19 protein-coding genes and 1 tRNA gene are annotated in these 23095 nt (G+C 73.4%); 13 read left to right on the top strand and 7 right to left on the bottom strand.

Going from position 1 to position 23095, the window contains the following annotated elements; translation table 11 throughout:
• Positions 1 to 8: 8 nt before the first annotated feature.
• Positions 9 to 1166, bottom strand: coding sequence for an acyl-CoA dehydrogenase family protein (locus tag ACSNOH_RS07280; RefSeq protein ID WP_436720371.1), 1158 nt, complete (start codon positions 1164 to 1166; stop codon positions 9 to 11).
• 171 nt (positions 1167 to 1337) lie between these two features.
• Positions 1338 to 1976 (bottom strand): SACE_7040 family transcriptional regulator, encoded by a 639-nt coding sequence (locus ACSNOH_RS07275; RefSeq protein ID WP_436720370.1) that lies wholly within the window; start codon positions 1974 to 1976, stop codon positions 1338 to 1340.
• A 119-nt stretch (positions 1977 to 2095) separates the two neighbouring features.
• Between ACSNOH_RS07275 and ACSNOH_RS07270 the strand changes: the two genes are divergently transcribed.
• The 4 genes from ACSNOH_RS07270 to ACSNOH_RS07255 are packed head-to-tail and all read left to right on the top strand — an operon-like array spanning position 2096 to position 7913.
• Positions 2096 to 3727 carry a carboxyl transferase domain-containing protein gene (locus ACSNOH_RS07270; protein ID WP_436720369.1) on the top strand — a complete coding sequence of 544 codons (1632 nt, stop codon included), beginning with the start codon at positions 2096 to 2098 and terminating at the stop codon, positions 3725 to 3727.
• Between the two features lie 8 nt (positions 3728 to 3735).
• Positions 3736 to 5808: a biotin carboxylase N-terminal domain-containing protein gene (locus ACSNOH_RS07265; RefSeq protein WP_436720368.1), complete on the top strand. Its 2073-nt coding sequence runs from the start codon at positions 3736 to 3738 to the stop codon at positions 5806 to 5808.
• A complete protein-coding gene (locus tag ACSNOH_RS07260; RefSeq protein WP_436720367.1) occupies positions 5805 to 6743 on the top strand; it encodes a hydroxymethylglutaryl-CoA lyase in 939 nt (312 codons plus the stop codon). Before ACSNOH_RS07265 ends, ACSNOH_RS07260 begins: the two co-directional genes overlap by 4 nt.
• 9 nt (positions 6744 to 6752) lie before the next feature.
• Positions 6753 to 7913, top strand: a complete 1161-nt coding sequence (locus ACSNOH_RS07255) for an acyl-CoA dehydrogenase family protein (RefSeq protein WP_436720400.1) — start codon at positions 6753 to 6755, stop codon at positions 7911 to 7913.
• A 552-nt stretch (positions 7914 to 8465) separates the two neighbouring features.
• On the opposite strand, the gene ACSNOH_RS07250 is transcribed toward ACSNOH_RS07255, so the two are convergent.
• The gene (locus tag ACSNOH_RS07250) at positions 8466 to 10106 is read right to left on the bottom strand and encodes a beta-N-acetylhexosaminidase (protein WP_436720366.1); all 1641 of its coding nucleotides are present in this window, start codon (positions 10104 to 10106) and stop codon (positions 8466 to 8468) included.
• 219 nt (positions 10107 to 10325) lie between these two features.
• On the opposite strand from ACSNOH_RS07250, the gene ACSNOH_RS07245 reads away from it, so the two are divergent.
• The 3 genes from ACSNOH_RS07245 to glmS all read left to right on the top strand — a co-directional run bounded on the left by ACSNOH_RS07245 (position 10326) and on the right by glmS (position 13516).
• The gene (locus ACSNOH_RS07245) at positions 10326 to 11228 is read left to right on the top strand and encodes a DUF4429 domain-containing protein (RefSeq protein ID WP_436720365.1); all 903 of its coding nucleotides are present in this window, start codon (positions 10326 to 10328) and stop codon (positions 11226 to 11228) included.
• A gap of 97 nt (positions 11229 to 11325) precedes the next feature.
• On the top strand, positions 11326 to 11601 hold the full coding sequence (locus ACSNOH_RS07240; protein WP_058044351.1) for a hypothetical protein: 276 nt from the start codon (positions 11326 to 11328) through the stop codon (positions 11599 to 11601).
• A 94-nt stretch (positions 11602 to 11695) separates the two neighbouring features.
• A complete protein-coding gene (gene glmS, locus ACSNOH_RS07235; protein ID WP_436720364.1) occupies positions 11696 to 13516 on the top strand; it encodes a glutamine--fructose-6-phosphate transaminase (isomerizing) in 1821 nt (606 codons plus the stop codon).
• 319 nt (positions 13517 to 13835) lie between these two features.
• Here glmS and ACSNOH_RS07230 read toward each other — a convergent pair whose 3' ends face one another.
• Positions 13836 to 14357, bottom strand: coding sequence for a universal stress protein (locus ACSNOH_RS07230; protein ID WP_030369762.1), 522 nt, complete (start codon positions 14355 to 14357; stop codon positions 13836 to 13838).
• 380 nt (positions 14358 to 14737) lie between these two features.
• Between ACSNOH_RS07230 and ACSNOH_RS07225 the strand changes: the two genes are divergently transcribed.
• The 4 genes from ACSNOH_RS07225 to ACSNOH_RS07210 all read left to right on the top strand — a co-directional run bounded on the left by ACSNOH_RS07225 (position 14738) and on the right by ACSNOH_RS07210 (position 17700).
• Positions 14738 to 15070 (top strand): hypothetical protein, encoded by a 333-nt coding sequence (locus ACSNOH_RS07225; protein WP_436720363.1) that lies wholly within the window; start codon positions 14738 to 14740, stop codon positions 15068 to 15070.
• Between the two features lie 456 nt (positions 15071 to 15526).
• Entirely contained in the window at positions 15527 to 16909 is a 1383-nt protein-coding gene (locus ACSNOH_RS07220) for a helix-turn-helix domain-containing protein (RefSeq protein ID WP_436720362.1), read from the top strand.
• 5 nt (positions 16910 to 16914) lie between these two features.
• Positions 16915 to 17520, top strand: coding sequence for an oligoribonuclease (orn, locus tag ACSNOH_RS07215; RefSeq protein WP_436720361.1), 606 nt, complete (start codon positions 16915 to 16917; stop codon positions 17518 to 17520).
• A gap of 107 nt (positions 17521 to 17627) precedes the next feature.
• Positions 17628 to 17700 (top strand) — tRNA-His (locus ACSNOH_RS07210).
• A 119-nt stretch (positions 17701 to 17819) separates the two neighbouring features.
• Here the strand turns inward: ACSNOH_RS07210 and ACSNOH_RS07205 are convergent.
• A complete protein-coding gene (locus tag ACSNOH_RS07205; protein ID WP_436720360.1) occupies positions 17820 to 19148 on the bottom strand; it encodes a tetratricopeptide repeat protein in 1329 nt (442 codons plus the stop codon).
• A 221-nt stretch (positions 19149 to 19369) separates the two neighbouring features.
• Here ACSNOH_RS07205 and ACSNOH_RS07200 point away from each other — a divergent pair, with 221 nt between their 5' ends.
• Together ACSNOH_RS07200 and ACSNOH_RS07195 are read left to right on the top strand one after the other, a co-directional pair.
• Positions 19370 to 19816: a hypothetical protein gene (locus ACSNOH_RS07200; RefSeq protein ID WP_436720359.1), complete on the top strand. Its 447-nt coding sequence runs from the start codon at positions 19370 to 19372 to the stop codon at positions 19814 to 19816.
• A 44-nt stretch (positions 19817 to 19860) separates the two neighbouring features.
• Complete coding sequence (locus ACSNOH_RS07195; RefSeq protein WP_436720358.1) at positions 19861 to 20730, top strand: spermidine synthase; 870 nt, start codon at positions 19861 to 19863, stop codon at positions 20728 to 20730.
• 79 nt (positions 20731 to 20809) lie between these two features.
• Here ACSNOH_RS07195 and ACSNOH_RS07190 read toward each other — a convergent pair whose 3' ends face one another.
• Positions 20810 to 22198 (bottom strand): GH1 family beta-glucosidase, encoded by a 1389-nt coding sequence (locus tag ACSNOH_RS07190; protein ID WP_436720357.1) that lies wholly within the window; start codon positions 22196 to 22198, stop codon positions 20810 to 20812.
• A gap of 48 nt (positions 22199 to 22246) precedes the next feature.
• A partial coding sequence (locus ACSNOH_RS07185) for a carbohydrate ABC transporter permease (RefSeq protein WP_436720356.1) occupies positions 22247 to 23095 on the bottom strand: 849 nt, incomplete at its 5' end.

Genomic DNA, 23095 nt, shown 5'->3' with positions numbered 1-23095 from the left:
TACCGGCCTTACAGGCCCATGGACTTGGCGATGATGGAGCGCATGACTTCGCTGGTGCCGCCGTAGATGCGGCTGACGCGCGTGTCCGCGTACAGGCGGGCGATGGGGTACTCCATCATGTAGCCGTAACCGCCGTGGAGCTGCAGGCACTTGTCGATGACGACGGCGGCCCGCTCGGTGGTGAAGAGCTTGGCGGACGCGGCGTCGGCGGCGGTCAGTTCACCCGCCTCGTGGGCGTCCAGGGCGCGGTCCACGACCGCCTCCATGGCGTCGACGTCGGCCTTGCAGTCGGCGAGCACGAACTTGGTGTTCTGGAAGGACGCGACGGACGTGCCGAAGACCGTCCGGTCCTGCACGTAGTCCTTGGCGAACGCGACGGCCGCGGCGGCCTGGGCGTAGGCGGCGACGGCGATGCCGAGCCGCTCCTGCGGCAGGTTCTGCCCCAGGTAGCCGAAGGCCTTGCCCTCCTCTCCGAGGAGGTCCCCGACGGGCACCTTGACGTCCGTGAAGGACAGTTCGGCGGTGTCGGAGGTCTTGAGGCCGAGCTTCTCCAGCTTGCGGCCGACCGCGTACCCCTCGGAGGTGGTGTCGACGGCGAGGATGGAGATCCCGGCGCGCCGGTCCTCGGGGGACGCGGGGGCGGTGCGGGCGCAGACGAGCACCCGGTCGGCCTGGACGCCGCCGGTGATGAAGGTCTTGGCGCCGTTGAGGACGTAGTGCGTGCCGTCCTCGGACAGCTTCGCCGTCGTCTTCATTCCGGCCAGGTCGGAGCCGGTGCCGGGCTCGGTCATGGCGATGGCGGTCATCATGTCGCCGGAGACGAAGGGCGGCAGCCAGCGCCGCTTCTGCTCCTCGGTGGCGTACTTGAGGAGGTAGGGCAGGCACAGCGCCGTGTGCACGCTGCTGCCCCCGAAGCTGACGCCCGCGCGGGCGCACTCCTCGGTGATGACGGCGTGGAACTTGAAGCCGCGCTCGCCCGCGCCGCCGTACTCCTCGGGCACCTCGATGCCGAAGACGCCGAGGTCGCCGAGCTTCTTGTAGAACTCGCGCGGGACGGCTCCGGCCTCCCGCCACTCGTCGTAGACGGGCACGACCTCGGTGGCGATGAAGTCGCGGATCGTGCCGCGGAAGGCCTCGTGGTCCTCGTTGTACACCGTGCGACGCATTGGCTGCCATTCCCCTCGTGCGGGCCCGGGAACCCCGGGCTCATGCCTGGCCAAGCGCTTGCTCAGCCGAAGCTACCGGGCAGTCACCAGAGCTGTCCAGAGCCGGCTGGGCCGTACGGGTGACGGCCCGGCGCGGCGTTTCCGGCCGGGCGACGGCGGCGGCAGCCGCACCTACGCCTGCGGCCGCGCTCCCCCGTCCGACAGCGCCGCGAAGGCCCCGTGGGCCAGCCGGCGCAGCAGGGCCGCGGTGGCCTCGCGGCCGGGCAGGGCGCCGGGCCGGCCGAGGTGCGGGGTGGAGTTGAGCAGGCCGAAGACGGCGTGGACGGCGGCGCGGACCTCCGCCTCGTACGACTCGGGGTGCAGGCGGCGGACGACGTCGACCCACAGCTCCACGTACTGCCGCTGCAGCGAGCGCACCTGCTTGCGGTCGCTGTCGCGCAGCTGGCCCAGCTCGCGGTCGTGGAGGGTGATCAGCGCCCGGTCGTCCAGGGCGAAGTCGATGTGACCGTCGATGAGGGAGCCGAGGACGGCGGCCGGGCCCTCGCCCGCCGACGTGGCGTCGATGACGCGGCGCCGCCCGCCCGCGAAGAGCCGCTCGCTGATGCCGACCAGGAGCTCGGCGAGCATCGCGTCCTTGCCGGCGAAGTGCCGGTAGAGGCCGGGGCCGCTGATCCCGACGGCCGCCCCTATCTCGTCGACCCCCACGCCGTGGAAGCCGCGCTCGGCGAAGAGGCGGGCCGCCTCGCTGAGGATCTGCTCGCGGCGGGTGGGGGCGGCCTGGGCCGGGGTGCGGGTTGGCGCGTCGTTCACGAAAGTGATTCTAGACAGCGGCGTTAGTGGTCGTTAACCTGAAGGAAACGTGTTAACGCTCATTAACCGAGTGGATTCACGGGCCGCGCAAGCGCGCCCGAGCAAGGGAGCTCGAGCACATGCAGCAGGCACCGGCGCTGGGGAGCGCCGCCGATCCGGCCTCCGACGCCTGGCGGGTGAACGAGGCGGCGCACCGCGAGCTGTCCGCGGAGCTGCGGGAGCGGCTGGCCGCGGCCCGGCTGGGCGGCGGGGCGAAGGCCAGGGAGCGGCACACGGCCCGCGGCAAGCTCCTGCCGCGCGACCGGGTGGATGCCCTGCTGGATCCCGGCTCGCCCTTCCTGGAGCTCGCGCCGCTGGCCGCCGAGGGGATGTACGGCGGGGCCGCGCCCGCCGCGGGCGTCGTCTCCGGCATCGGGCGGGTCTCCGGCCGCGAGGTGGTGATCGTCGCCAACGACGCCACCGTCAAGGGCGGCACGTACTACCCGATGACGGTCAAGAAGCACCTGCGCGCCCAGGAGATCGCCCTGGAGAACAGGCTGCCGTGCCTGTATCTGGTGGATTCGGGCGGCGCCTTCCTGCCCATGCAGGACGAGGTCTTCCCCGACCGCGACCACTTCGGCCGGATCTTCTACAACCAGGCGCGGATGTCCGGCGCGGGCATCCCGCAGATCGCCGCGGTCCTCGGCTCCTGCACCGCCGGCGGCGCCTACGTCCCGGCGATGAGCGACGAGGCGGTGATCGTCCGCGGCCAGGGCACGATCTTCCTGGGCGGGCCGCCGCTGGTGAAGGCCGCCACGGGCGAGGTCGTCACCGCCGAGGAGCTCGGCGGCGGCGAGGTTCACTCGAAGGTGTCAGGCGTCACCGACCACCTCGCCGAGGACGACGCCCACGCCCTGCGCATCGTCCGCACGATCGTGTCGACGCTGCCCGCCCGCGGCGCGCTCCCCTGGCGGACCGAGCCCGTCGAGGAGCCCGCCGTCGACCCCGCGGGCCTCTACGGCGCCGTGCCGGTGGACTCCCGCACCCCTTACGACGTACGCGAGGTCATCGCCCGTGTCGTCGACGGCTCGCGGTTCGCCGAGTTCAAGGCGGAGTTCGGGCAGACGCTGGTGACCGGCTTCGCGCGGATCCACGGCCACCCCGTCGGCATCGTCGCCAACAACGGCATCCTCTTCTCCGAATCCGCCCAGAAGGGCGCCCACTTCATCGAGCTGTGCGACCAGCGCGGCATCCCCCTGGTCTTCCTGCAGAACATCTCCGGCTTCATGGTCGGCCGGCAGTACGAGGCGGGCGGCATCGCCAAGCACGGCGCCAAGATGGTCACGGCCGTGGCCTGCGCCCGCGTCCCCAAGCTCACCGTCGTCATCGGCGGCTCCTACGGCGCGGGCAACTACTCCATGTGCGGCCGCGCCTATTCGCCGCGCTTCCTGTGGATGTGGCCCAACGCCAAGATCTCCGTCATGGGCGGCGAGCAGGCGGCCTCCGTCCTCGCCACCGTCAAGCGCGATCAGCTGGAAGCCCGCGGCGAGTCCTGGAGCGCCGAGGAGGAGGAAGCGTTCCGGGCCCCCGTCCGCGAGCAGTACGAGACCCAGGGCAGCGCCTACTACGCCACCGCACGGCTGTGGGACGACGGCGTCATCGACCCCCTGGAGACCCGGCAGGTGCTGGGCCTGGCGCTGACGGCCTGCGCCAACGCCCCCCTGCCCGAGAAGGACCCCACCGCGCCCGGCTACGGCGTCTTCCGGATGTGAGGCGGAGCATGTTCGAGACTGTCCTTGTCGCCAACCGCGGCGAGATCGCCGTACGGGTCATCCGCACGCTGCGCGCCCTCGGCATCCGTTCGGTGGCCGTCTTCAGCGACGCCGACGCGGACGCCCGGCACGTCCGCGAGGCCGACACCGCCGTGCGGATCGGCCCGGCCGCCGCCGCGGAGAGCTATCTGTCGATACCGCGCCTCCTGGAGGCCGCCGCCCGCACCGGCGCCCAGGCCGTCCACCCCGGCTACGGCTTCCTCGCCGAGAACGCCGCCTTCGCCCGCGCCTGCGCCGGCGCCGGGCTCGCCTTCATCGGCCCGCCCGCCGGGGCCGTCGAGCTCATGGGCGACAAGATCCGCGCCAAGGAGACCGTGCGGGCCGCGGGCGTGCCCGTGGTGCCCGGCTCCTCCGGCAGCGGCCTGACCGACGCGGAGCTCGCGGCCGCCGCCCTCGGCGTCGGCATGCCCGTCCTGCTCAAGCCCTCCGCGGGCGGCGGCGGCAAGGGCATGCGCCTCGTCCGCGACGCGGCCCGGCTCGACGAGGAGATCGCCGCCGCCCGGCGCGAGGCCCGCGGCTCCTTCGGCGACGACACCCTGCTCGTCGAGCGCTGGGTCGACCGGCCCCGCCACATCGAGATCCAGGTCCTCGCCGACGGCCACGGCCACGTGATCCACCTGGGCGAGCGCGAGTGCTCCCTGCAGCGCCGCCACCAGAAGATCATCGAGGAGGCGCCCTCGCCGTTCCTCGACGAGGCCACGCGCGCCGCCATGGGCGAGGCGGCCGTCCAGGCCGCCCGCTCCTGCGGCTACACGGGCGCGGGCACCGTCGAGTTCATCGTGCCGGGCGACGACCCCGCCTCGTACTACTTCATGGAGATGAACACCCGCCTCCAGGTCGAGCACCCCGTCACCGAGCTGATCACCGGCCTCGACCTCGTCGCCTGGCAGATCCGCGTCGCCGCGGGCGAGAAGCTGACCGTCCGCCAGGAGGACGTGACCCTCACCGGGCACGCCGTCGAGGCCCGCATCTGCGCCGAGACCGCGCGCGTGAGCGCCGGCGGCGACCGCGTCGACTTCCTGCCCTCGGCGGGCACCGTGCGGCTGCTGCGCGAGCCGGAGGGCGCCGGCGTCCGCGTCGACTCGGGCCTGTCGGAGGGCACGGACGTCGGCACGTCCTACGACCCCATGCTCGCCAAGGTCATCGCCCACGGCCCGGACCGGGCCACGGCCCTGCGCCGCCTGCGGGCCGCCCTCGCGGACACGGTCGTCCTCGGCGTCGACACCAACGCCGGCTTCCTGCGGCGGCTGCTGGCGCACCCGGACGTGGTGGCGGGCCGGCTGGACACGGGCCTGGTGGACCGCGACGCGGCGTCGCTCGTACAGGCCTCCGTCCCGGACGAGGTGTACGCAGCGGCGGCGCTGCTCCGGCAGCAGGAGCTGGAGCCCGCGGCCGACGGCTGGGTGGACCCCTTCTCGGCCCCGTCGGGCTGGCGCCTCGGCGGCGAGCCCGCCTGGACGGCGCACCACCTGCGGGTGCCGGGCCACGAGCCGGTGACGGTCCGGGTGCGCGGCAGCGTCTCGGACGCACAGGTGCTGCTGCCGCCCCCCGCCGCGGACGCCCTCCCCGGTGCGCCCTGCAGCGCGAGGCTGCTCACCGCCCCCGGGGACCGGGCCGCGGCCGGCGGCGCCGTCACCCTCGAACTCCACGGCGTCACCCACTCCTTCACCGCCGCCCCCGGCCCCGACGGCATCCGGCTGGGCCGCGACGGCGACGCCTGGCATCTGCGCGACCACGACCCCGTCGAAGGCGCGGCCGGCGGGGCCGGGGCCGGCGGGGTGGACACCCTCACCGCCCCCATGCCCGGCACCGTCACCGTCGTCAAGGCGGCCGTGGGCGACTTCGTCAGCGCCGGGCAGAGCCTCCTCGTGGTGGAGGCCATGAAGATGGAGCACGTCATCTCCGCCCCGCACGACGGCACCGTCGCCGAGCTGGACGTGACGCCCGGCGCCACCGTCGCCATGGACCAGGTGCTGGCCGTCGTCACCCCCGCCGCCACCGCCCCCGCGGAGGAATCATGATCAGCGGACTGCCCATGGCCGTGCCCGAGCCCGGCCTCCCGGCCCGCGTCCGGATCCACGAAGTGGGCCCGCGCGACGGCCTGCAGAACGAGAAGGCGATCGTCCCGGTCGAGGTGAAGGCGGAGTTCATCCGCCGCCTCGCCGCGGCCGGCCTCGGCACCGTCGAGGCCACCAGCTTCGTGCACCCCAAGTGGGTGCCGCAGCTCGCGGACGCCGAGCAGCTGCTGCCCCTGCTGGACGGCGTGCCCGCCCGGCTGCCCGTCCTCGTGCCCAACGCCCGCGGCCTGGAGCGCGCCCTGGCCCTCGGCGCCCGCGAGGTCGCCGTCTTCGGCAGCGCCACGGAGTCCTTCGCCAAGGCGAACCTCAACCGCACGGTCGACGAGTCGCTGGAGATGTTCGCGCCGGTCGTGGCCGAGGCGCGCGGGGCGGGCCTCGCGGTCCGCGGCTATCTGTCCATGTGCTTCGGCGACCCCTGGGAGGGCGCCGTCCCCCTGGAGCAGGTCGTCCGGACCGCCCGCCGCCTGCTGGACCTCGGCTGCGACGAGCTGAGCCTGGGCGACACGATCGGCGTGGCCACGCCCGGCCACGTCACCGCCCTGCTGACCGCCCTGAACGGCGCGGGCGTGGAGACCGGCCGGCTCGCCGTCCACTTCCACGACACCTACGGCCAGGCCCTGGCCAACACCCTGGCCGCCCTGCGGCACGGCGTCACCACCGTCGACGCCTCCGCCGGCGGCCTCGGCGGCTGCCCGTACGCCAAGAGCGCCACGGGCAACCTCGCCACCGAAGACCTCGTCTGGATGCTCCACGGCCTCGGTATCGACACCGGGGTCGACCTCGGCCTGCTCACCGCCACGAGCGTGTGGATGGCCGAGCACCTGGGGCGGCCCAGCCCCTCCCGTACCGTCCGCGCCCTCTCCCATCAGGAGCCCTGAGCCATGCCGCTGGACCACCGCCTCACCCCCGAGCACGAGGAACTCCGCCGCACGGTGGAGGAGTTCGCACACGACGTGGTCGCCCCCAAGATCGGCGACTTCTACGAGCGCCACGAGTTCCCGTACGAGATCGTGCGGGAGATGGGCCGCATGGGGCTCTTCGGGCTGCCGTTCCCCGAGGAGTACGGCGGCATGGGCGGCGACTACCTCGCCCTCGGCCTGGCCCTGGAGGAGCTGGCCCGGGTCGACTCGTCGGTCGCCATCACCCTGGAGGCCGGCGTCTCGCTCGGCGCGATGCCGATCTTCCGCTTCGGCACGGAGGAGCAGAAGCGGACCTGGCTGCCGAAGATGTGCTCCGGCGAGATCCTGGGCGCCTTCGGCCTGACCGAGCCCGAGTGCGGCTCGGACGCGGGCGGCACGCGCACCACGGCCCGGCTGGACGAGGCCACCGGCGAGTGGGTGATCAACGGCACCAAGTGCTTCATCACCAACTCCGGCACGGACATCACCGGCCTGGTCACGGTCACCGCGGTCACCGGCCGTACGCCCGAGGGCAAGCCGCGGATCTCCTCGATCATCGTGCCCTCCGGCACGCCCGGCTTCACCGTCGCCGCCCCCTACTCCAAGGTCGGCTGGAACGCCTCCGACACCCGCGAGCTGTCCTTCTCCGACGTCCGCGTCCCCAAGGCGAACCTGGTCGGCGAGGAGGGCCGCGGCTACGCCCAGTTCCTGCGGATACTGGACGAGGGCCGGATCGCGATCTCGGCGCTGGCCACGGGGCTGGCGCAGGGCTGCGTGGACGAGTCCGTGAAGTACGCCAAGGAGCGGCAGGCGTTCGGCCGGCCGATCGGCGACAACCAGGCCATCCAGTTCAAGCTGGCCGACATGGAGATGCGGGCGCACACGGCGCGGCTCGCCTGGCGCGACGCGGCGTCCCGGCTGGTGCACGGCGAGCCGTTCAAGAAGGAGGCCGCCCTGGCCAAGCTGTACTCGTCGGAGATCGCGGTGACCAACGCCCGCGAGGCGACGCAGATCCACGGCGGCTACGGCTTTATGAACGAGTATCCGGTGGCCCGGATGTGGCGCGACTCCAAGATCCTGGAGATCGGGGAGGGCACGAGTGAGGTGCAGCGGATGCTGATCGCCCGCGAACTCGGCTTCGCGGGCTAGGCCTGCGGCCACGCGCGGGGTGCGGCCCGAGTGAAGGGGCGGCCTCGGCCCCTTCACCCCGCCGCAGCGGCGATCAGCCGAGACGGCGCGGCTCGGCGGTGCCGGGCGCACCTGCAGCTCGTACGGCACCGCCGGGACCCGCCGCGGGGGTTGATCACCGCCGCGGCGGAATCAGGGACGCCAGCGTCCCTGGCCCGCCGGGCGCAGCCCGGGCGAAGGGGCCGGGGCGAAGGGGCGGCCTCGGCCCCTTCCTCCCGCCGCAGCGGCGATCAGCCGAGACGGCGCGGCTCGGCGGTGCCGGGCGCACCTACAGCCCGGTACGGCACCGCCGGAACCCGCGGCGGAATCAGGGACGCGGGCGTCCCTGGCCCGCTGGGCGCACTCCGGGCGAAGAGGCCCGAGTGAAGGGCCGGCCTCGGCCCCTTCACTCCGCCGCAGCGGCGATCAGCCGAGACGGCGCGGCTCGGCGGTGCCGGGCGCACCTGCAGCTCGTACGGCACCGCCGGGACCCGCCGGGCGCAGCCCGGATTTAAGAGGCGCCCCGCGCCACCTTCACCGCGTCGGCCACTGCACCTGTGGTGAGCGGTAGTACGCGATGCCCAGCGCGTCCCATCGGGGGGCCTGCGCCGCCAGGCGCTCGCGGTACGACGGCCAGTCGTGGGTCGCCGGTGGGGACCAGCCGAGTTCGGCGATGCCCGGCAGCCGGGGGAAGGCCATGTACTCCAGCTGCGCGCTCGTGGTGAGCGTCTCCGTCCACAGCGGCGCCTCGACGCCCGCCACGGCCTCCGCCGGCACGCCCGCCAGATAGCCGCCGGGGTCCCAGTCGTAGGACTGCCGGACCTCGACGAGCCCCGCCCACCGCAGGCCCAGCGGCGTGTCCTTGGTGTATTTCATGTCCAGGTACGCCCGGTCCGCGGGCGAGAGGATCAGCCGCGAACCCGCCCGCGCCGCGGCGGCGACCCGGGCGCGCTCGGCGGCCCCGGTGCCCCCGTAGCCCCAGTACTGCAGCAGCGCCCCCGGCGCGGGCCGCGCCCCGGCCAGCTGGTGCCAGCCGATGACCGTCTTGCCGTGCCGGGCGACGACGGGCTGCACCCGCTCCATGAAGGCCGCGTAGTCCGCCGCGGGCGTCGCGTGCGCCTCGTCGCCGCCGATGTGCAGGTACGGGCCCGGGGTGAGCTCCGCGAGCTCGCCGATGACGTCCTCCACGAAGTCGTACGTCTCCGGCTTCGCCACGCACAGCGAGCTGAAGCCGACCTCCGTGCCCGTGTAGAGGGGGCGCGCGACGCCGTCACAGTTCAGCTCGGCGTACGAGGCGAGGGCCGCGTTGGTGTGCCCGGGCATGTCGATCTCGGGCACCACGGTGAGGTAGCGGCTCGCGGCGTAGCGGACGATCTCGCGGTAGTCGGCCTTGCTGTAGAAGCCGCCCGGCCCGCCGCCGACCTGGGTGCTGCCGCCGTGCGCGGCCAGCCGGGGCCGTGAGCCGATGGCGATCCGCCAGCCCTGGTCGTCGGAGAGGTGCAGGTGGAGGACGTTGTACTTGTAGAGGGCGAGCTGGTCGACGTACCGCTTCACCTGGCCGACGGAGAAGAAGTGCCGGGCGACGTCGAGCATCGCGCCGCGGTATCCGTAGCGCGGCGCGTCGGTGATGACGCCGCCCGCCACGGTCCAGGGCCCGGCCTGCCGGACGGTGCTCTCGACGCGGGCGGGCAGCAGCTGCCGGAGCGTCTGGACGCCGTGGAAGAGCCCCGCGCCCTCCCGCGCGGAGATCGTCACGGAGCGGGCGGTGACGGCCAGCCGGTAGCCCTCCGCGGCCGCGCCCTCGCCCTCCCCCGCGCCCTCCCGGGAGCCTTCCCCGAGCACCAGCCGGATCCCCGGCCCGTCCTCCTCCCCCGGGTCCGCCACGACCGGCACCCGGTAGCCCGTCGACGGGCGCAGCAGACCGGCCAGGTAGCGGCCGATCCGCGCGGCCTCGCGGTTGCCGGGCGGCACCCGTACGGCGGTGCGGGCGGTGATCTCGTACGGGTCCCCGCCGGGCCGCACGGACGCGGGGGCGGGCACGACGCGGCCGAGCGGTGCAGGGCCGGGATCCGCGGCCCGCGCGGGGGCGGCCGGCCCCGGGGCGGAAAGGGGCGCCGCGGCGAGCAGCAGGGCGCCCCCGGCGGCGATCAGGCATCTGAGGCTCGCGCGCCTCAAGCCCGTGCGCCTCGGGCTCGCGCGCCTCAAACCCGCGCGTCTCAGGCCCGTGCGTCTCAAGCTCGTGCGTCTCAAGAGGAAGTCCCTTCGGCGTGCCGCTCACGGGAACTCGCGCGTACGAACGACCACTTGGGTATCGCCGCCCCCGCCGCCCGTCAAGGCCCGCGCACGCTCCTGGACCGCACCTTCCCGAGCGTACGCGCCTGAGAGAATCCCCCCATGGCTGAGATCCTCCAGAAGGACGGCACGTGGACCTTCGACGGCGAAACGATACGGATCGTCCCGGGCCGTGAGCGCGGCGTGCACCTGATGCGCCAGACCCTCGGCGAGCTGGCCGTTCCTCTGCAGGCCGTGGCGGGGATCGCCTACGAGCCGGGCCGCAAGAGCGGCCGCCTGCGGCTGCGGCTGCGCGACGGGGCCGATCCCCTGCTGCAGGCCGCGCGCGGCCGGCTGCCCGACGCCGCCGACCCGTACCAGCTGACCGTCGACTCCGACCGCGCGGGCGTCGCGGAGTACTTCGTGGACGAGGTGCGCAACGCCCTCCTCCTGGACCAGGTGCCGGACGGCCCCTCGGACCGCTACCTCCTGCCCGGCCCGACGCTGCCGCTGTCGGTCGGCGCGGGCGACGGCACGGTCACCTTCGACGGCGAGTGGATCCGTCTGGAGTGGAACTGGAAGACCGAGGAGGGCAAGAAGTCCGCGGGCACGCAGTCCCTCGCCCTGCAGGACGTCCGCTCGGTGGAGTGGATGCCCTCCATGGGCCTGGAGAACGGCTACCTCCGCTTCACCGTCCTGCGCGAGCCGACCAAGGCCCCGCCCAAGCACGATCCCCACGCCATCGAGCTCTTCGGCTTCAAGAAGGACCCGCTGATGGCGATGGTGGCCGCCGCGGTCGTGGCCCGCCTGCCGCACCCGTCCGCCGCCGGGGCGCGGGGCAGCGCCCCGCAGGCCCTCGTCAAGGCCCCGGACGCCGCCGGGACCGCCCCGGGCGCCGCCGCCGACGGTTCCGATCATGACGCCCTGCTGCGGCGGCTGAGGGAGCTGGGCGAGCTGCACCGGGCCGGGGTCCTGACCGAGGAGGAGTTCACCGCGGCGAAACAAGCCGTATTGAAGCGTTTCTAGGCGATTCGCACTCGATTCGCACTCCCGTTCCGCTCACCCCTGCCCGATTTCGGGCAGGATTCTTGCGAATGTCCTCGATACCCCTCAGTATCGACGGGTGCTCGAACGCCGTATGAACCATGACGACCTGGTGGACCACCTGGTGCGCAGCACGCCGCTCCAGCGCGGCGAGGCCGCCCGGGTGGTCCTGGACGTCCTGGCGTACTTCGACGAGACGACCGAGGCTTTCGTCCGCCGCCGCCACCGCGAGCTGCAGTCCGGCGGGCTGCGCAACGCGGAGATCTTCGAGCGGATCTCGGCGGAGCTGCCGCACCGTGCGGTGGCCCCGCCGGAGCTGTCACTGCGGCAGCTGCGCCGCATCGTCTACGGCTGAACCGTCTACGGCCGGGCCGGCCGGGCAGGCGCCGTCACCGCCGCCCCGCCGCCGCCGGGCACCACTGATCATTTCTCTGGGAGGGTCACCACATATGTGCGGAATCGTCGGATACATCGGTAAGCGCGACGTCGCGCCGCTGCTGCTGGAGGGTCTGCAGCGCCTGGAGTACCGCGGATACGACTCCGCGGGCATCGCGCTGCACGCCGGCGGCAAGACCGGTGGTCTGAAGTCCGCCAAGGCCAAGGGCCGCGTCCGCGAGCTGGAGTCCCGCCTTCCCAAGCGCTTCAACGGCACCACCGGCATCGCCCACACCCGCTGGGCCACCCACGGCGCGCCGAACGACGTCAACGCCCACCCGCACCTGGACGCGGACGAGAAGGTCGCCGTCGTCCACAACGGCATCATCGACAACGCCGCCGACCTGCGCACCAAGCTGACGGCCGAGGGCTTCGTCTTCGTCTCCGACACCGACACCGAGGTCCTGGCGCACCTGATCGCCCGCTCCGAGGCCGGGACGCTGGAGGAGAAGGTCCGCGAGGCGGTCAAGCACATCGAGGGCACGTACGGCATCGCCGTCCTGCACGCCGACTTCCCGGACCGCATCGTCGTCGCCCGCAACGGCTCCCCCGTCGTGCTGGGCATAGGCGAGAAGGAGATGTTCGTCTCCTCCGACGTCGCCGCCCTGGTCTCCCACACCCGCCAGGTCGTCACCCTCGACGACGGCGAGATGGCCACCCTGCGCGCCGACGACTACCGCACCTACACCACCGAGGGCTCCTCCACCTCGGCCCAGCCGACCACCGTCGAGTGGGAGGCCGAGTCGTACGACATGGGCGGCCACGACACGTACATGCACAAGGAGATCCACGAGCAGGCCGACGCCGTGGACCGCGCGCTGCGCGGCCGCATCGACGACCGCTTCTCCACCGTGCACCTGGGCGGCCTGAACCTGGACGCCCGCGACGCCCGCGCCGTGCGCCGGGTGAAGATCCTCGGCTGCGGCACCTCGTACCACGCCGGCCAGATCGGCGCCCAGATGATCGAGGAGCTGGCCCGCATCCCCGCGGACGCCGAGCCGGCCTCCGAGTTCCGCTACCGCAACCCGGTCGTGGACCCCGACACCCTCTACATCGCCGTCTCCCAGTCCGGTGAGACCTACGACGTGCTCGCCGCCGTCCAGGAGCTCAAGCGCAAGGGCGCCCGCGTCCTCGGCCTGGTCAACGTGGTCGGCTCCGCGATCGCCCGCGAGACCGACGGCGGCATCTACGTGCACGCCGGCCCCGAGGTCTGCGTCGTCTCCACCAAGTGCTTCACCAACATGGTGGTCTCCTTCGGCCTGCTCGCCCTGCACCTCGGCCGCACCCGCGACCTGTCCGTCGCCGACGGCAAGCGGATCATCGAGGGCCTGCGCAAGCTGCCCGGCCAGATCGAGGAGATCCTGGCGAACGAGGAGCAGATCGAGAAGCTGGCCGCGGAGTACGCCGACGCCAAGTCGATGATGTTCATCGGCCGCGTCCGGGGCTACCCGGTGGCCCGCGAGGCCTCGCTGAAGCTCAAGGAGGTCTCGTACATCCACGCCGAGGCCTACCCCGCCTCCGAGCTCAAGCACGGCCCGCTGGCCCTGATCGAGCCCGCCATGCCGACGGTCGCGATCGTCCCGGACGACGAGCTGCTGGAGAAGAACCGCGCCGCGCTGGAGGAGATCAAGGCCCGCAGCGGCCGCATCCTCGCCGTCGCGCACCAGGAGCAGGAGAAGGCCGACCACACCATCGTCGTGCCGAAGAACGAGGACGAGCTGGACCCCATCCTGATGGGCATCCCGCTGCAGCTCTTCGCCTACTACACGGCCAAGGCCATGGGCCGCGACATCGACAAGCCGCGCAACCTGGCGAAGTCCGTCACCGTCGAGTAGTTACCCCGCGCCCGGGCCGCGGCCCGGGCCCCGCGCTCTCGTACCTGTCCGCACCTGTCCGCGACAGGTCCGAGAGGAACGGCCTTCCCGCACGTGCCACCACGCGCGCGGGAAGGCCGCTTTCCCATGCGCCGGCACTCGCCCTCGCGCCGGCGGGGGATGCCGCCGCTTCCGGGAACCGTCACCTCCCGTACGGCAGCACGCCGTCGGGCGGTTCCTACCCGTCCGCACGGCGCGATCCACCCCCTACGCGCGGGTAGATTCACGGGCCGTCAAGTCCGGGGCAGGAGTCATCACCCCTGCAGGGTGAGGAAACGGGCTACGGAATAACGACGACGGGACGCTGGGCCCGCCGGGCCAGCCGGCCCGCCACCGAGCCGAAGATCCGGCCGACCAGGCCGTGCGTCGAACCGACGACGATCGCGTCGGCCGCGTACTCCCGGCCGACCTCCTCCAGCTCGTGGCAGATGTCGCCGCCGCGCTCGACGAGGATCCACGGGACCTCCGACAGATAGTCCGCACAGGCCAGTTCCAGGCCCAGGACCTCGGTGCGGTGATCGGGGACGTCCACGAAGACGGGCGGCTCGCAGCCCGCCCAGACGGTGGTCGGCAGCCGGTTGGCCACATGGACGATGATCAGTCCGGAGCCGGAGCGCCGGGCCATCCCGATTGCATACGCAAGCGCTCGCTCGCTGGACGTGGAGCCGTCGAAGCCCACCACGACGCCGTGCTGGAACGCCGGATCGCAGGAATGGCGTGTTTCTTCCGCCGCTTCGGGGTGCGCCGCGTGATCGGCGACCCGCTTGCGGTCCGCAGGTTCGGAGAATTCGTGACCGGCCATCGGTATCTCGGCGAAGGGTGTCCTCGGGCGGAGGGAGATCGGCGGTTGCTCCCCCGGGGTCGGATCTTGGAGGCAAAATCCGTCCGGGATTCATCTTTTCAATCACTTACCCACCAGGGTACGGCGACACTCGCCGCCTGCCCAGGGGCCGACCGGCGGCTCGGAGCCAGGGGTCGCACGGGCGTGGCACGCGGTGCCCGCCCGGACCGCCGGTGGGCCGCAAGGCGGGCGGGCGTTCCCCGGAGCATGCACGAGGGCGGCGCGTAGCGCAATGCCCCGGCCGCGCTCCCGGCGTACTCCCGATGCGCTCGGCGCAGTGACCGAGGGCCCCGGCCGGGCGTTGTACCACCGCCAGCCCGCCGCCCCCAGGGAGCCGCTCCGTGCCCGGAAGCCGTGACCACGCCCGCGCCGACGCGCCGCGGCAGGACTCCCCCGATCCGGTGAGCGACGTGGTCCGCTGGGCCGCCTTCAGCTGCGTGCTCGTCCCCGTGACCCTGCTGATCTGCGGCCAGTCCTTCGGCGGCGCCGCGGGCACGGCGGCCGGGCTGCTCGCCGTCACCTGCGCCTGCCGGGCCCTGCTGCGCCAGTCGGAGCGCAGCGCGGCCAAGGCGCTCGCGGAGCAGTCGGCCCCGCACCGCGGGCGGCACGGCCGTACGGGTGCGGGGGCGCACCGCGGCGGGCGTCACCCCGGCGGCGCGGCACCGGTCGACTGACCCTCCGGACCGCCGCGCGCCCCGGACCGGACGGGGCCTCGCGGGGTCGAAACGGAGGCCGTGCGAGGGGCTCCCGAGGGCTGTTTGACACTTTCGCACACCTGGACCCACCACTTTTCAGCCAACTTCAGTCCGAACCCCGTAGCTTGGCTTGAGACCCCCCTAACAGCCGGTCGACCAGCAAGGAAAGGACCGCGGAGGGCGGTTGCACCCTACGGGGATTGGGCATGGGCGAGAGGCGTACTTTTCACCGAGGCCTGCAAGTGCAACGCTTCGTGATCGAACGCTTCGCGCCAAGTTGCCATGTCGACTTAGAGCCGAGTGGTGAACTGGTCACTGCGTCTGCATTCGACGCAGTAGATTCGATCTTGGCCATGACCGGCGGGGGAACCGTTCAGGACCGAGGGGAAACGTGCAGGACCGAGAGGACTCGACCGCCGAGGGGGGCTTAGCGCCATGAGCCAGGACTCCACGACCGTACCGGAGACCACGCGCAAGCTCTCCGGACGCCGCCGCCGGGAGATCGTCGCAGTGCTGCTCTTCAGCGGCGGCCCCATCTTCGAAAGCTCCATTCCGCTCTCCGTGTTCGGCATCGACCGACAGGATGCCGGAGTCCCTCGCTACCGCTTGCTGGTGTGCGCGGGCGAGGATGTGCCATTGCGAACAACCGGCGGTCTGGAATTGACCGCACCGTACGGCCTGGAGGCGCTCTCCCGGGCCGGCACCGTCGTCGTACCGGCCTGGCGGTCGATCACCCAGCCGCCGCCCACCGCCGCACTCGACGCACTGCGCCGTGCCCACGAGGAGGGCGCCCGCATCGTGGGGCTGTGCACCGGGGCCTTCGTACTGGCCGCGGCGGGGCTGCTCGACGGCAGGCCCGCCACCACCCACTGGATGTACGCGCCCACGCTCGCCAAGCGCTATCCGTCGGTCCACGTGGACCCGCGGGAGCTCTTCGTGGACGACGGCGACGTACTGACCTCCGCGGGCACCGCGGCAGGCATCGACCTGTGCCTGCACATCGTCCGCACCGACCACGGAGCCGACGCGGCCGGGGCGCTGGCCCGCCGGCTCGTCGTCCCGCCGCGCCGCAGCGGCGGGCAGGAGCGCTACCTCGACAGGTCTTTACCGGAGGAGATCGGCGCCGACCCGCTCGCCGAGGTCGTCGCCTGGGCGCTGGAGCACCTCCACGAGCAGTTCGACGTGGAGACGCTCGCCGCCCGCGCGTACATGTCCCGCCGGACCTTCGACCGGCGGTTCCGCTCGCTCACCGGGAGCGCGCCCCTGCAGTGGCTGATCACCCAGCGGGTGCTCCAGGCACAGCGGCTGCTGGAGACCTCCGACTATTCGGTGGACGAGGTCGCCGGCCGCTGCGGGTTCCGCTCCCCGGTGGCGCTGCGCGGGCACTTCCGCCGGCAGCTGGGGTCCTCCCCCGCCGCCTACCGGGCCGCGTACCGCGCGCGCAGGCCCCAGAGCGGCTCGGCCGACCGCCCCGAGCGGGCCGAGCGCGAGGGGCGTACGGAGCGGGAGCGCGCCGACCGGTTCGACCGGCCGGAGATCGGCGAGCAGCGGACCGGGGAGCCGTCGGTGATGGCGCTCCGGCGGGCGGCCATGGCCCCGGCCCACGCCGCCTCCGGCGCGGGCGGGGTGCTCGGCGGCCCGCCGCCGTCGCACGGCGGGCATCCGGGCCACGGTCCGCACGGCAGCCATCCGGGCGTTCCGGGCGTATCGACCGGCCATAGCGGTGGATATGGGGTGAATGCCACGGATCCGGGCAAGCCGGAGTCGGACCTCTACACCCCACGCCTGCCCGGCCAGCGGGAACGCCCCGTAGGGTGAGGGACATGAACGATCGCATGGTGTGGATCGACTGCGAGATGACCGGGCTCTCGCTGTCGGACGACGCGCTCATCGAGGTGGCCGCCCTGGTGACCGACTCGGAGCTGAACATCCTCGGCGACGGCGTGGACATCGTCGTCCGCCCGCCCGCCGAGGCCCTCGTCACCATGCCCGAGGTGGTGCGCCAGATGCACACGGCTTCCGGGCTGCTCGCGGAGCTGGAGAAGGGCACCACCCTGGAGGACGCCGAGCAGCAGGTCCTCGCCTACGTCCGCGAGCACGTCCCGGAGCCGGGCAAGGCCCCGCTGTGCGGGAACTCGGTCGGCACCGACCGCGGTTTCCTCGCGCGGGACATGCCCGCCCTGGAGTCCCACCTGCACTACCGGATCGTCGACGTGTCCTCGGTGAAGGAGCTGGCCCGCCGCTGGTATCCGCGGGCCTACTTCGCAAGCCCCAAGAAGAGCGGCAACCACCGGGCGCTCGCCGACATCCGCGAATCGATCGCCGAGCTGCGCTACTACCGCGAGGCGATCTTCGTGCCGCAGCCCGGTCCGGACTCCGACACGGCGAAGGCCGTCGCGGCCAAGCACGTCCTTCCTGCTCAGGGATAGTGACGTAGCTCGCTCCCGGCTCGGCGAAAGCTGGGAGCGAGCACCCCTGAAGACCGTGTAAGCTTTTTCTCGGCCGGTGGGAAACACACCACAAGTCACCGGTCATGGTGGGTATAGCTCAGCTGGTAGAGCACCTGGTTGTGGTCCAGGATGTCGCGGGTTCGAGTCCCGTTACTCACCCTGGCAGAGGGCCCCCGTCCGCGGAAGCGGACCCCCCCCCCCCGGGGCCCTTGTCGTATGCGAGGACGGATGCGGGGCGGACGCGGGACGGCCGGGGGCCGCTTGTAGGCCGTCCGGCGTCACTCCGCGGCGTGTCGCTCCAGGAAGGACGCGACCGACGGCGTGCCCCCGTACCGCCCGGCGAGCACCCGGGCTGTGCCTGCGAGCATCGTCCGGATCCGCGTCGAGCGGACCTCGGCCAGCAGGTCCAGCGCGCGCTCCCCGGCGGCGGCCGCCGCGTCCGGCGCGCCGCCCCGGGCCAGGTCGCCCGCGAGCTGCGCGGTGAAGAGCGCGATGTTGCGGGCGAAGTGGGCGTCCTGGAGGTCGACGGCGCGCCGCGCGTGCCCGGCGGCCCGCCGCCAGTCGCCGAGCGCCGACCGGCACTGGGCTTCCAGCCCCTCCAGTTCGGCCTCGCCGAAGAAGCTCATCCACTCCGGGTCCGCGTCGGCCGGGCCGCGGGCGAAGAGCGACCGGGCCCGCAGCAGGGCGGCCTCGCAGGCGGTGCGGTCGCCGAGCCCGGCCCAGCCGCCGGCCTCCCGCAGGGCCAGCAGGGACATCAGCCGCGCGGAGGACAGCGCCTTGGCCGCGCCCTGGGCGGCCTGCGCGGCGCGCACGGCCTCTCGCGGGCGGCCCGCATCGCGCGCGAGGAAGGCGGTGTTGCAGAAGGCGTGGGCCTCCAGGGCGGCGTCACCGGCGACCCGGGCCGTGGCGAGCGCCTCGGCGTAGTGCGAGCGGGCGTCGGAGAAGCGGCCCGAGTCGTGGGCCAGCCAGCCCACGGACAGCGAGAGTTCGCCCGCACCGGACTGCAGGCGGTCGGCGACGGACTGGCGGCGCGGGCCGGCGTCGAGGAGCTCGTAGGCGATCCGCAGCGGGCGCGTGGCGCGGCGGTAGAGGTCGTCGGCGCCGTGCCGGTCGTCCAGCAGCCGGATGCGGCGCACGGCCTGCTCGACGGCGGACGCCTCGGCCTCGCCGGCGCGGCGCGGGGCGCGCCCCGCGGAGGCGGCCGGGGAGGCGGCCCCCAGGGAGGCCGCGGCGACCGCGGCCGCCGTACTGCCGGTCATGAAGGCGCGCCGCAACACGTCGCTCTCCTTGGGCTGCTCGGAGGGGTCGGCGGGGCCGGCGGCGGCGCTGCCCTTGCCGCGCGCGCCCCGCCCGCGGACCACCTCGCGCGGGACGAAGCCCATGTCCTCCGGCTCGCAGCCGGGGAACATGTGCCGGAACACCCGTTCGTAGGCGTAGTTGGGGCAGCGGATCTCCCCGGACTCGACGCGGCCGATGTAGCGCGCGTCGCACGAGACCTGCTCGCCGATCTCGCGGGCCGCCCGCCGAACGGCCGCCGCGAACTCGGCCGCCGAACGGGCGCCCCGCAGCTGCCGGAACGCCTCGTTCGGCGCGTGGGGCGACACCATGGGCGCGACCGTACCGGCAATCGCCGGTCCGCTCCCCCCGTTCGGCCCCCCGTTTCGCTGCAAAACGGATATCCCGCCCGCGATCCGCCATGAAGTGCCATCCTTTGTGACGGCATGTGCCCGTTGCCGTTGACGCCCTTCGCGCGTTGAACCCTTCGAGCACGCTCGACGCGGAGCGTAGTGGCACGGCGGAGGAGGGGTTTCCCTTGGTGGAGGCCGGAGTGGACAGCAGCAGCTCGCGGACGACGGCCCTGCACCAGCCGCGTCAGGACCGCAGCCCGTCTCCCTGCGCCCCCCGCGCGGCGGGCCTCGGGCCCGACGCCGGGCCGTGCGACCTGGTCACCGTGCCCGCCCGGCAGGGCCTGGAGGCCGTCGACATCCTCCGGCTGCGCGACGGCGTCGGCCCCGTCCTGCACGACGACGAGTGCGACACCCTCGGCTTCCTGGTGCCCCCCGGCACCGCCGACGCCTGGGACGTGCCGGGCAGCGCCTGCACCCAGACCCACGGCCGCGGGCTGCGCGCCGTCCCCGAGGGCCACCTCCTCACCGGCGCCGGCTGGCTCGTCGCCCCGGAGGCCGCCTTCTCCGCCGCCACGGACCCGGCGGTGCTGCGCGCCGCCCTCGGTGAGGCCGCCCGGACGATCGCCGCGGTCGACCGCTGCCGCTAGCCGGCGCCGGCCGGGGCCGCCCGCCCCTGCGCGATACTTGCCCGGTGGGCAAGGTCAGGAAGAAGCAAGGGCGCGGCCGCGCCGCCGAACCGGTCGCGGAGCAGGTCGCCGGCGGGCTCGCCGAGCTCGTGCCCGACCGCGACCGCCCCCGGGGCTTCACCCTCCTGATCGACGGCGCGCCCCAGTCCCACGTGGATCTCGACGACCCCACGTATCTGGACTTCGCCTACCAGCGCCGGCTCGGGCACATCGCCGACCTCGCCGCGCCGCCCGGCAAGCCCGTCCAGGCGGTCCACCTGGGCGGCGGCGCCTTCACCCTCGCCCGGTACGTCGCCGCGACGCGCCCCCGCTCGACCCAGCAGATCGTGGAGATCGACGCGCCGCTGGTGCAGTTCGTACGGCGCGAGCTGCCGCTGGACGGCGGCTGGCGGATCCGGGTGCGCGGCTGCGACGCCCGCGAGGGGCTGGCCAAGGTGCCGGACGGCTGGGCCGACCTGATCATCGCCGACGTGTTCGGCGGCGCCCGCACGCCGGCGCACCTGACCAGCACAGAGTTCGCCGCCGAGGTGCGGCGGGCGCTGCGGCCGGGCGGCTTCTACGCGGCGAACCTCGCCGACGGCCCGCCGCTCGCGTACGTGAAGTCCCAGATCGCGACCGTCGGGACCGTCTTCCCCGAGCTCTGCCTGACCGCCGACCCGGCGGTGCTGCGCGGGCGCCGCTTCGGCAACGCCGTGCTGCTCGCCTCCGACCGCGCCCTGCCGGTCGCCGAGCTGACCCGCAGGGCCGCGTCCGACCCGCACCAGGGGCGGGTCGAACACGGCCGGGCTCTGGCGGACTTCACGGGCGGCGCGGCGCCGGTCACGGACGCGAGCGCCCGGCCGTCGCCGGAGCCTCCGCCGTCGGTCTTCGAATGACCGTCCCGGCCCTCTGAGAGCCCACTGAGAGCCCTCTGAGAGCTCGCTGAGAGCCCGTTGAGAGCCCGTTGAGAGCCCGCTAGTAGGGCGGCAGCTGGCCCGTCCGGGCGACTTGGGAGTACCAGCGGGCGCTGGACTTGGGCGTACGGGCCTGGGTGGCGTAGTCGACGTGGACCGCGCCGAAGCGCTTGCTGTAGCCGTAGGCCCATTCGAAGTTGTCGAGCAGCGACCAGAGGAAGTAGCCGCGCACGTCGGCGCCGTCGGCGATCGCCCGCCGGACGGCCTCCAGGTGGGCGTGCAGATAGGCGATGCGCTCGGGGTCGTGCACAGTGCCGTCGCCGTCGGGCTTGTCGTCGTACGCGGCCCCGTTCTCGGTGACCACCAGGGGCAGGCCGGGGACCTCGCGGGCGAAGCGGACCAGCAGGTCGTACAGGCCGGTGGGGTCGACGGACCAGTCCATGGCGGTCCGCTTGCCGGGCGGGCGGTGGAAGGCGACGCCGGCGGCGCCCGGCCACGGCGAGGGCTCCGGGGGCCCTGCCGAGGGGCCGTTGTCAGTGGCGGCTGCTACCACTGTGGGGGTGTAGTAGTTGATGCCCAGCCAGTCGAGGGGGTGCTTGATGGTGCCCGGGTCGCCGTCGTGCACGAACGACCAGTCGGTGATGCCCGCCGTGTCGGCGAGCAGGTCCTCGGGGTATGCGCCGTGCAGCATGGGCCCGGTGAAGATACGGGTGGCCAGGGCATCGATGCGGCGCTGGGCGTCGACGTCCTGCGGGGAGTCGGTGAAGGCGCGCACGGCCCCCGGGTTGAGGGTCACGGCCACCTGACCGTTCGCGGGCAGGGCCGCGCGCAGGGCCTGGGCGCCCAGGCCGTGGGCGAGGTTGAGGTGGTGCGCGGCGCGCAGGGCGGCCAGGTCGTCGGTGCGGCCGGGGGCGTGCACGCCGGAGCCGTAGCCGAGGAAGGCGCTGCACCAGGGCTCGTTGAGGGTGATCCACATGTCGACGCGGTCGCCGAGGGCCTCGGCGACGAGCTGGGCGTAGTCGGCGAAGCGGTGGGCGGTGCCGCGCTCGGGCCAGCCGCCCGCCGTCTCCAGCTCCTGCGGGAGGTCCCAGTGGTAGAGGGTCAGGACGGGGCGGATGCCGGCTCCGAGCAGGTCGTCGACGAGGGCGCGGTAGAAGTCCAGGCCCGGCTGGTTGGGGTGGCCGCGGCCGGAGGGCTGGACGCGCGGCCAGGAGACGGAGAAGCGGTAGGCGCCGATGCCGAGGTCCGCCATCAGGCGGACGTCGTCGCGGTGGCGGTGGTAGTGGTCGGTGGCCGTGTCGCCGGTGTCGCCGGCGAGGGTCCTGCCGGGGGTGTGGGAGAAGGTGTCCCAGATGGAGGGGGTGCGGCCGGCCGCGTGCGGCGCGCCCTCGACCTGGTAGGCGGCGGTGGCGGTGCCCCAGAGGAAGCCGGGCGGGAAGTTCACGGTCATCGGGGTCTCCCTGGAGGTGGGGGCGAGGTGAAGGGAGCGGCGCGGAGGTCAGCCCTTGACGGCGCCCCGCATGATGCCGCCGACGATCTGTTTGCCGAAGAGGGTGAAGGCGAGCAGCAGCGGAAGGGTGCCCAGCAGCGCCCCGGCCATGATCACGGCCTGGTCGGGGACGTAGCCGCGGCCGAGGCCCGTGAGGGCCACCTGCACGGTGGGGTTCTCCTGGGTGAGGGCGATGATCGGCCAGAAGAAGTCGTTCCAGGCCTGGACGAAGGAGAGCATGGCGAGCACGGCCATCGCGGGCCGGGCGACGGGGAAGACGACGTGCCAGATGATGCGCAGGCTGCTGGCGCCGTCGACGCGGGCGGCCTCGACGAGCTCGCCCGGGAGCGCCTCCAGCAGGTACTGGCGCATGAAGAAGACGCCGAAGGCGCTGACGAGGGTGGGCAGGATCACCGACTGGAGCTCGTTGGTCCACTTGAGCTCGGCGACGACCATGAACAGGGGCACGACGCTGAGCTGCGGCGGGACCATCATGGTGCCGATCGTCAGGAGCAGCAGTGCGCCGCTGAAGCGGAACTTCAGCTTGGCGAAGGCGAATCCGGCGACGGTGCAGAAGAGCACCGTGCCGAGGGCGACGGTGCCGGCGACGAGCAGGGTGTTGAGGAGGGCGAGGCCCATGTTGGCCTCGGTCCACGCGGTGGCGGCGTTCTCGGCGAGCCGGGTGCCGAACCAGAAGGGCGGCGGGGTCTTCGCGAGGCGCATGTTGTCGCGCGAGGCGGTGACGGCCGTCCACACGAGGGGGAAGAGCGAGCCCGCGGTGAAGACGGCGAGCACGGCGTAGGTCAGGGGGCCGCCGTGCAGCTGGCGGCCGGCGCGGGTGCGGGCGGTGGCGGGGGT

The sequence above is a fragment of the Streptomyces sp. URMC 127 genome (assembly GCF_051386535.1).
Lineage (GTDB): Bacteria > Actinomycetota > Actinomycetes > Streptomycetales > Streptomycetaceae > Streptomyces.
This window is presented reverse-complemented; position numbering and strand designations above follow the sequence as displayed.

Bases quoted from the DNA above. Each gene is read 5' to 3' on its own strand.
- ACSNOH_RS07280 (WP_436720371.1), bottom strand. From the start codon at position 1,166: ATGCGTCGCACGGTGTACAACGAGGACCACGAGGCCTTCCGCGGCACG.
- ACSNOH_RS07270 (WP_436720369.1), top strand. From the start codon at position 2,096: ATGCAGCAGGCACCGGCGCTGGGGAGCGCCGCCGATCCGGCCTCCGAC.
- ACSNOH_RS07265 (WP_436720368.1), top strand. From the start codon at position 3,736: ATGTTCGAGACTGTCCTTGTCGCCAACCGCGGCGAGATCGCCGTACGG.
- ACSNOH_RS07260 (WP_436720367.1), top strand. From the start codon at position 5,805: ATGATCAGCGGACTGCCCATGGCCGTGCCCGAGCCCGGCCTCCCGGCC.
- ACSNOH_RS07245 (WP_436720365.1), top strand. From the start codon at position 10,326: ATGGCTGAGATCCTCCAGAAGGACGGCACGTGGACCTTCGACGGCGAA.
- glmS (WP_436720364.1), top strand. From the start codon at position 11,696: ATGTGCGGAATCGTCGGATACATCGGTAAGCGCGACGTCGCGCCGCTG.
- ACSNOH_RS07230 (WP_030369762.1), bottom strand. From the start codon at position 14,357: ATGGCCGGTCACGAATTCTCCGAACCTGCGGACCGCAAGCGGGTCGCC.
- ACSNOH_RS07220 (WP_436720362.1), top strand. From the start codon at position 15,527: ATGAGCCAGGACTCCACGACCGTACCGGAGACCACGCGCAAGCTCTCC.
- orn (WP_436720361.1), top strand. From the start codon at position 16,915: ATGAACGATCGCATGGTGTGGATCGACTGCGAGATGACCGGGCTCTCG.
- ACSNOH_RS07205 (WP_436720360.1), bottom strand. From the start codon at position 19,148: ATGGTGTCGCCCCACGCGCCGAACGAGGCGTTCCGGCAGCTGCGGGGC.
- ACSNOH_RS07190 (WP_436720357.1), bottom strand. From the start codon at position 22,198: ATGACCGTGAACTTCCCGCCCGGCTTCCTCTGGGGCACCGCCACCGCC.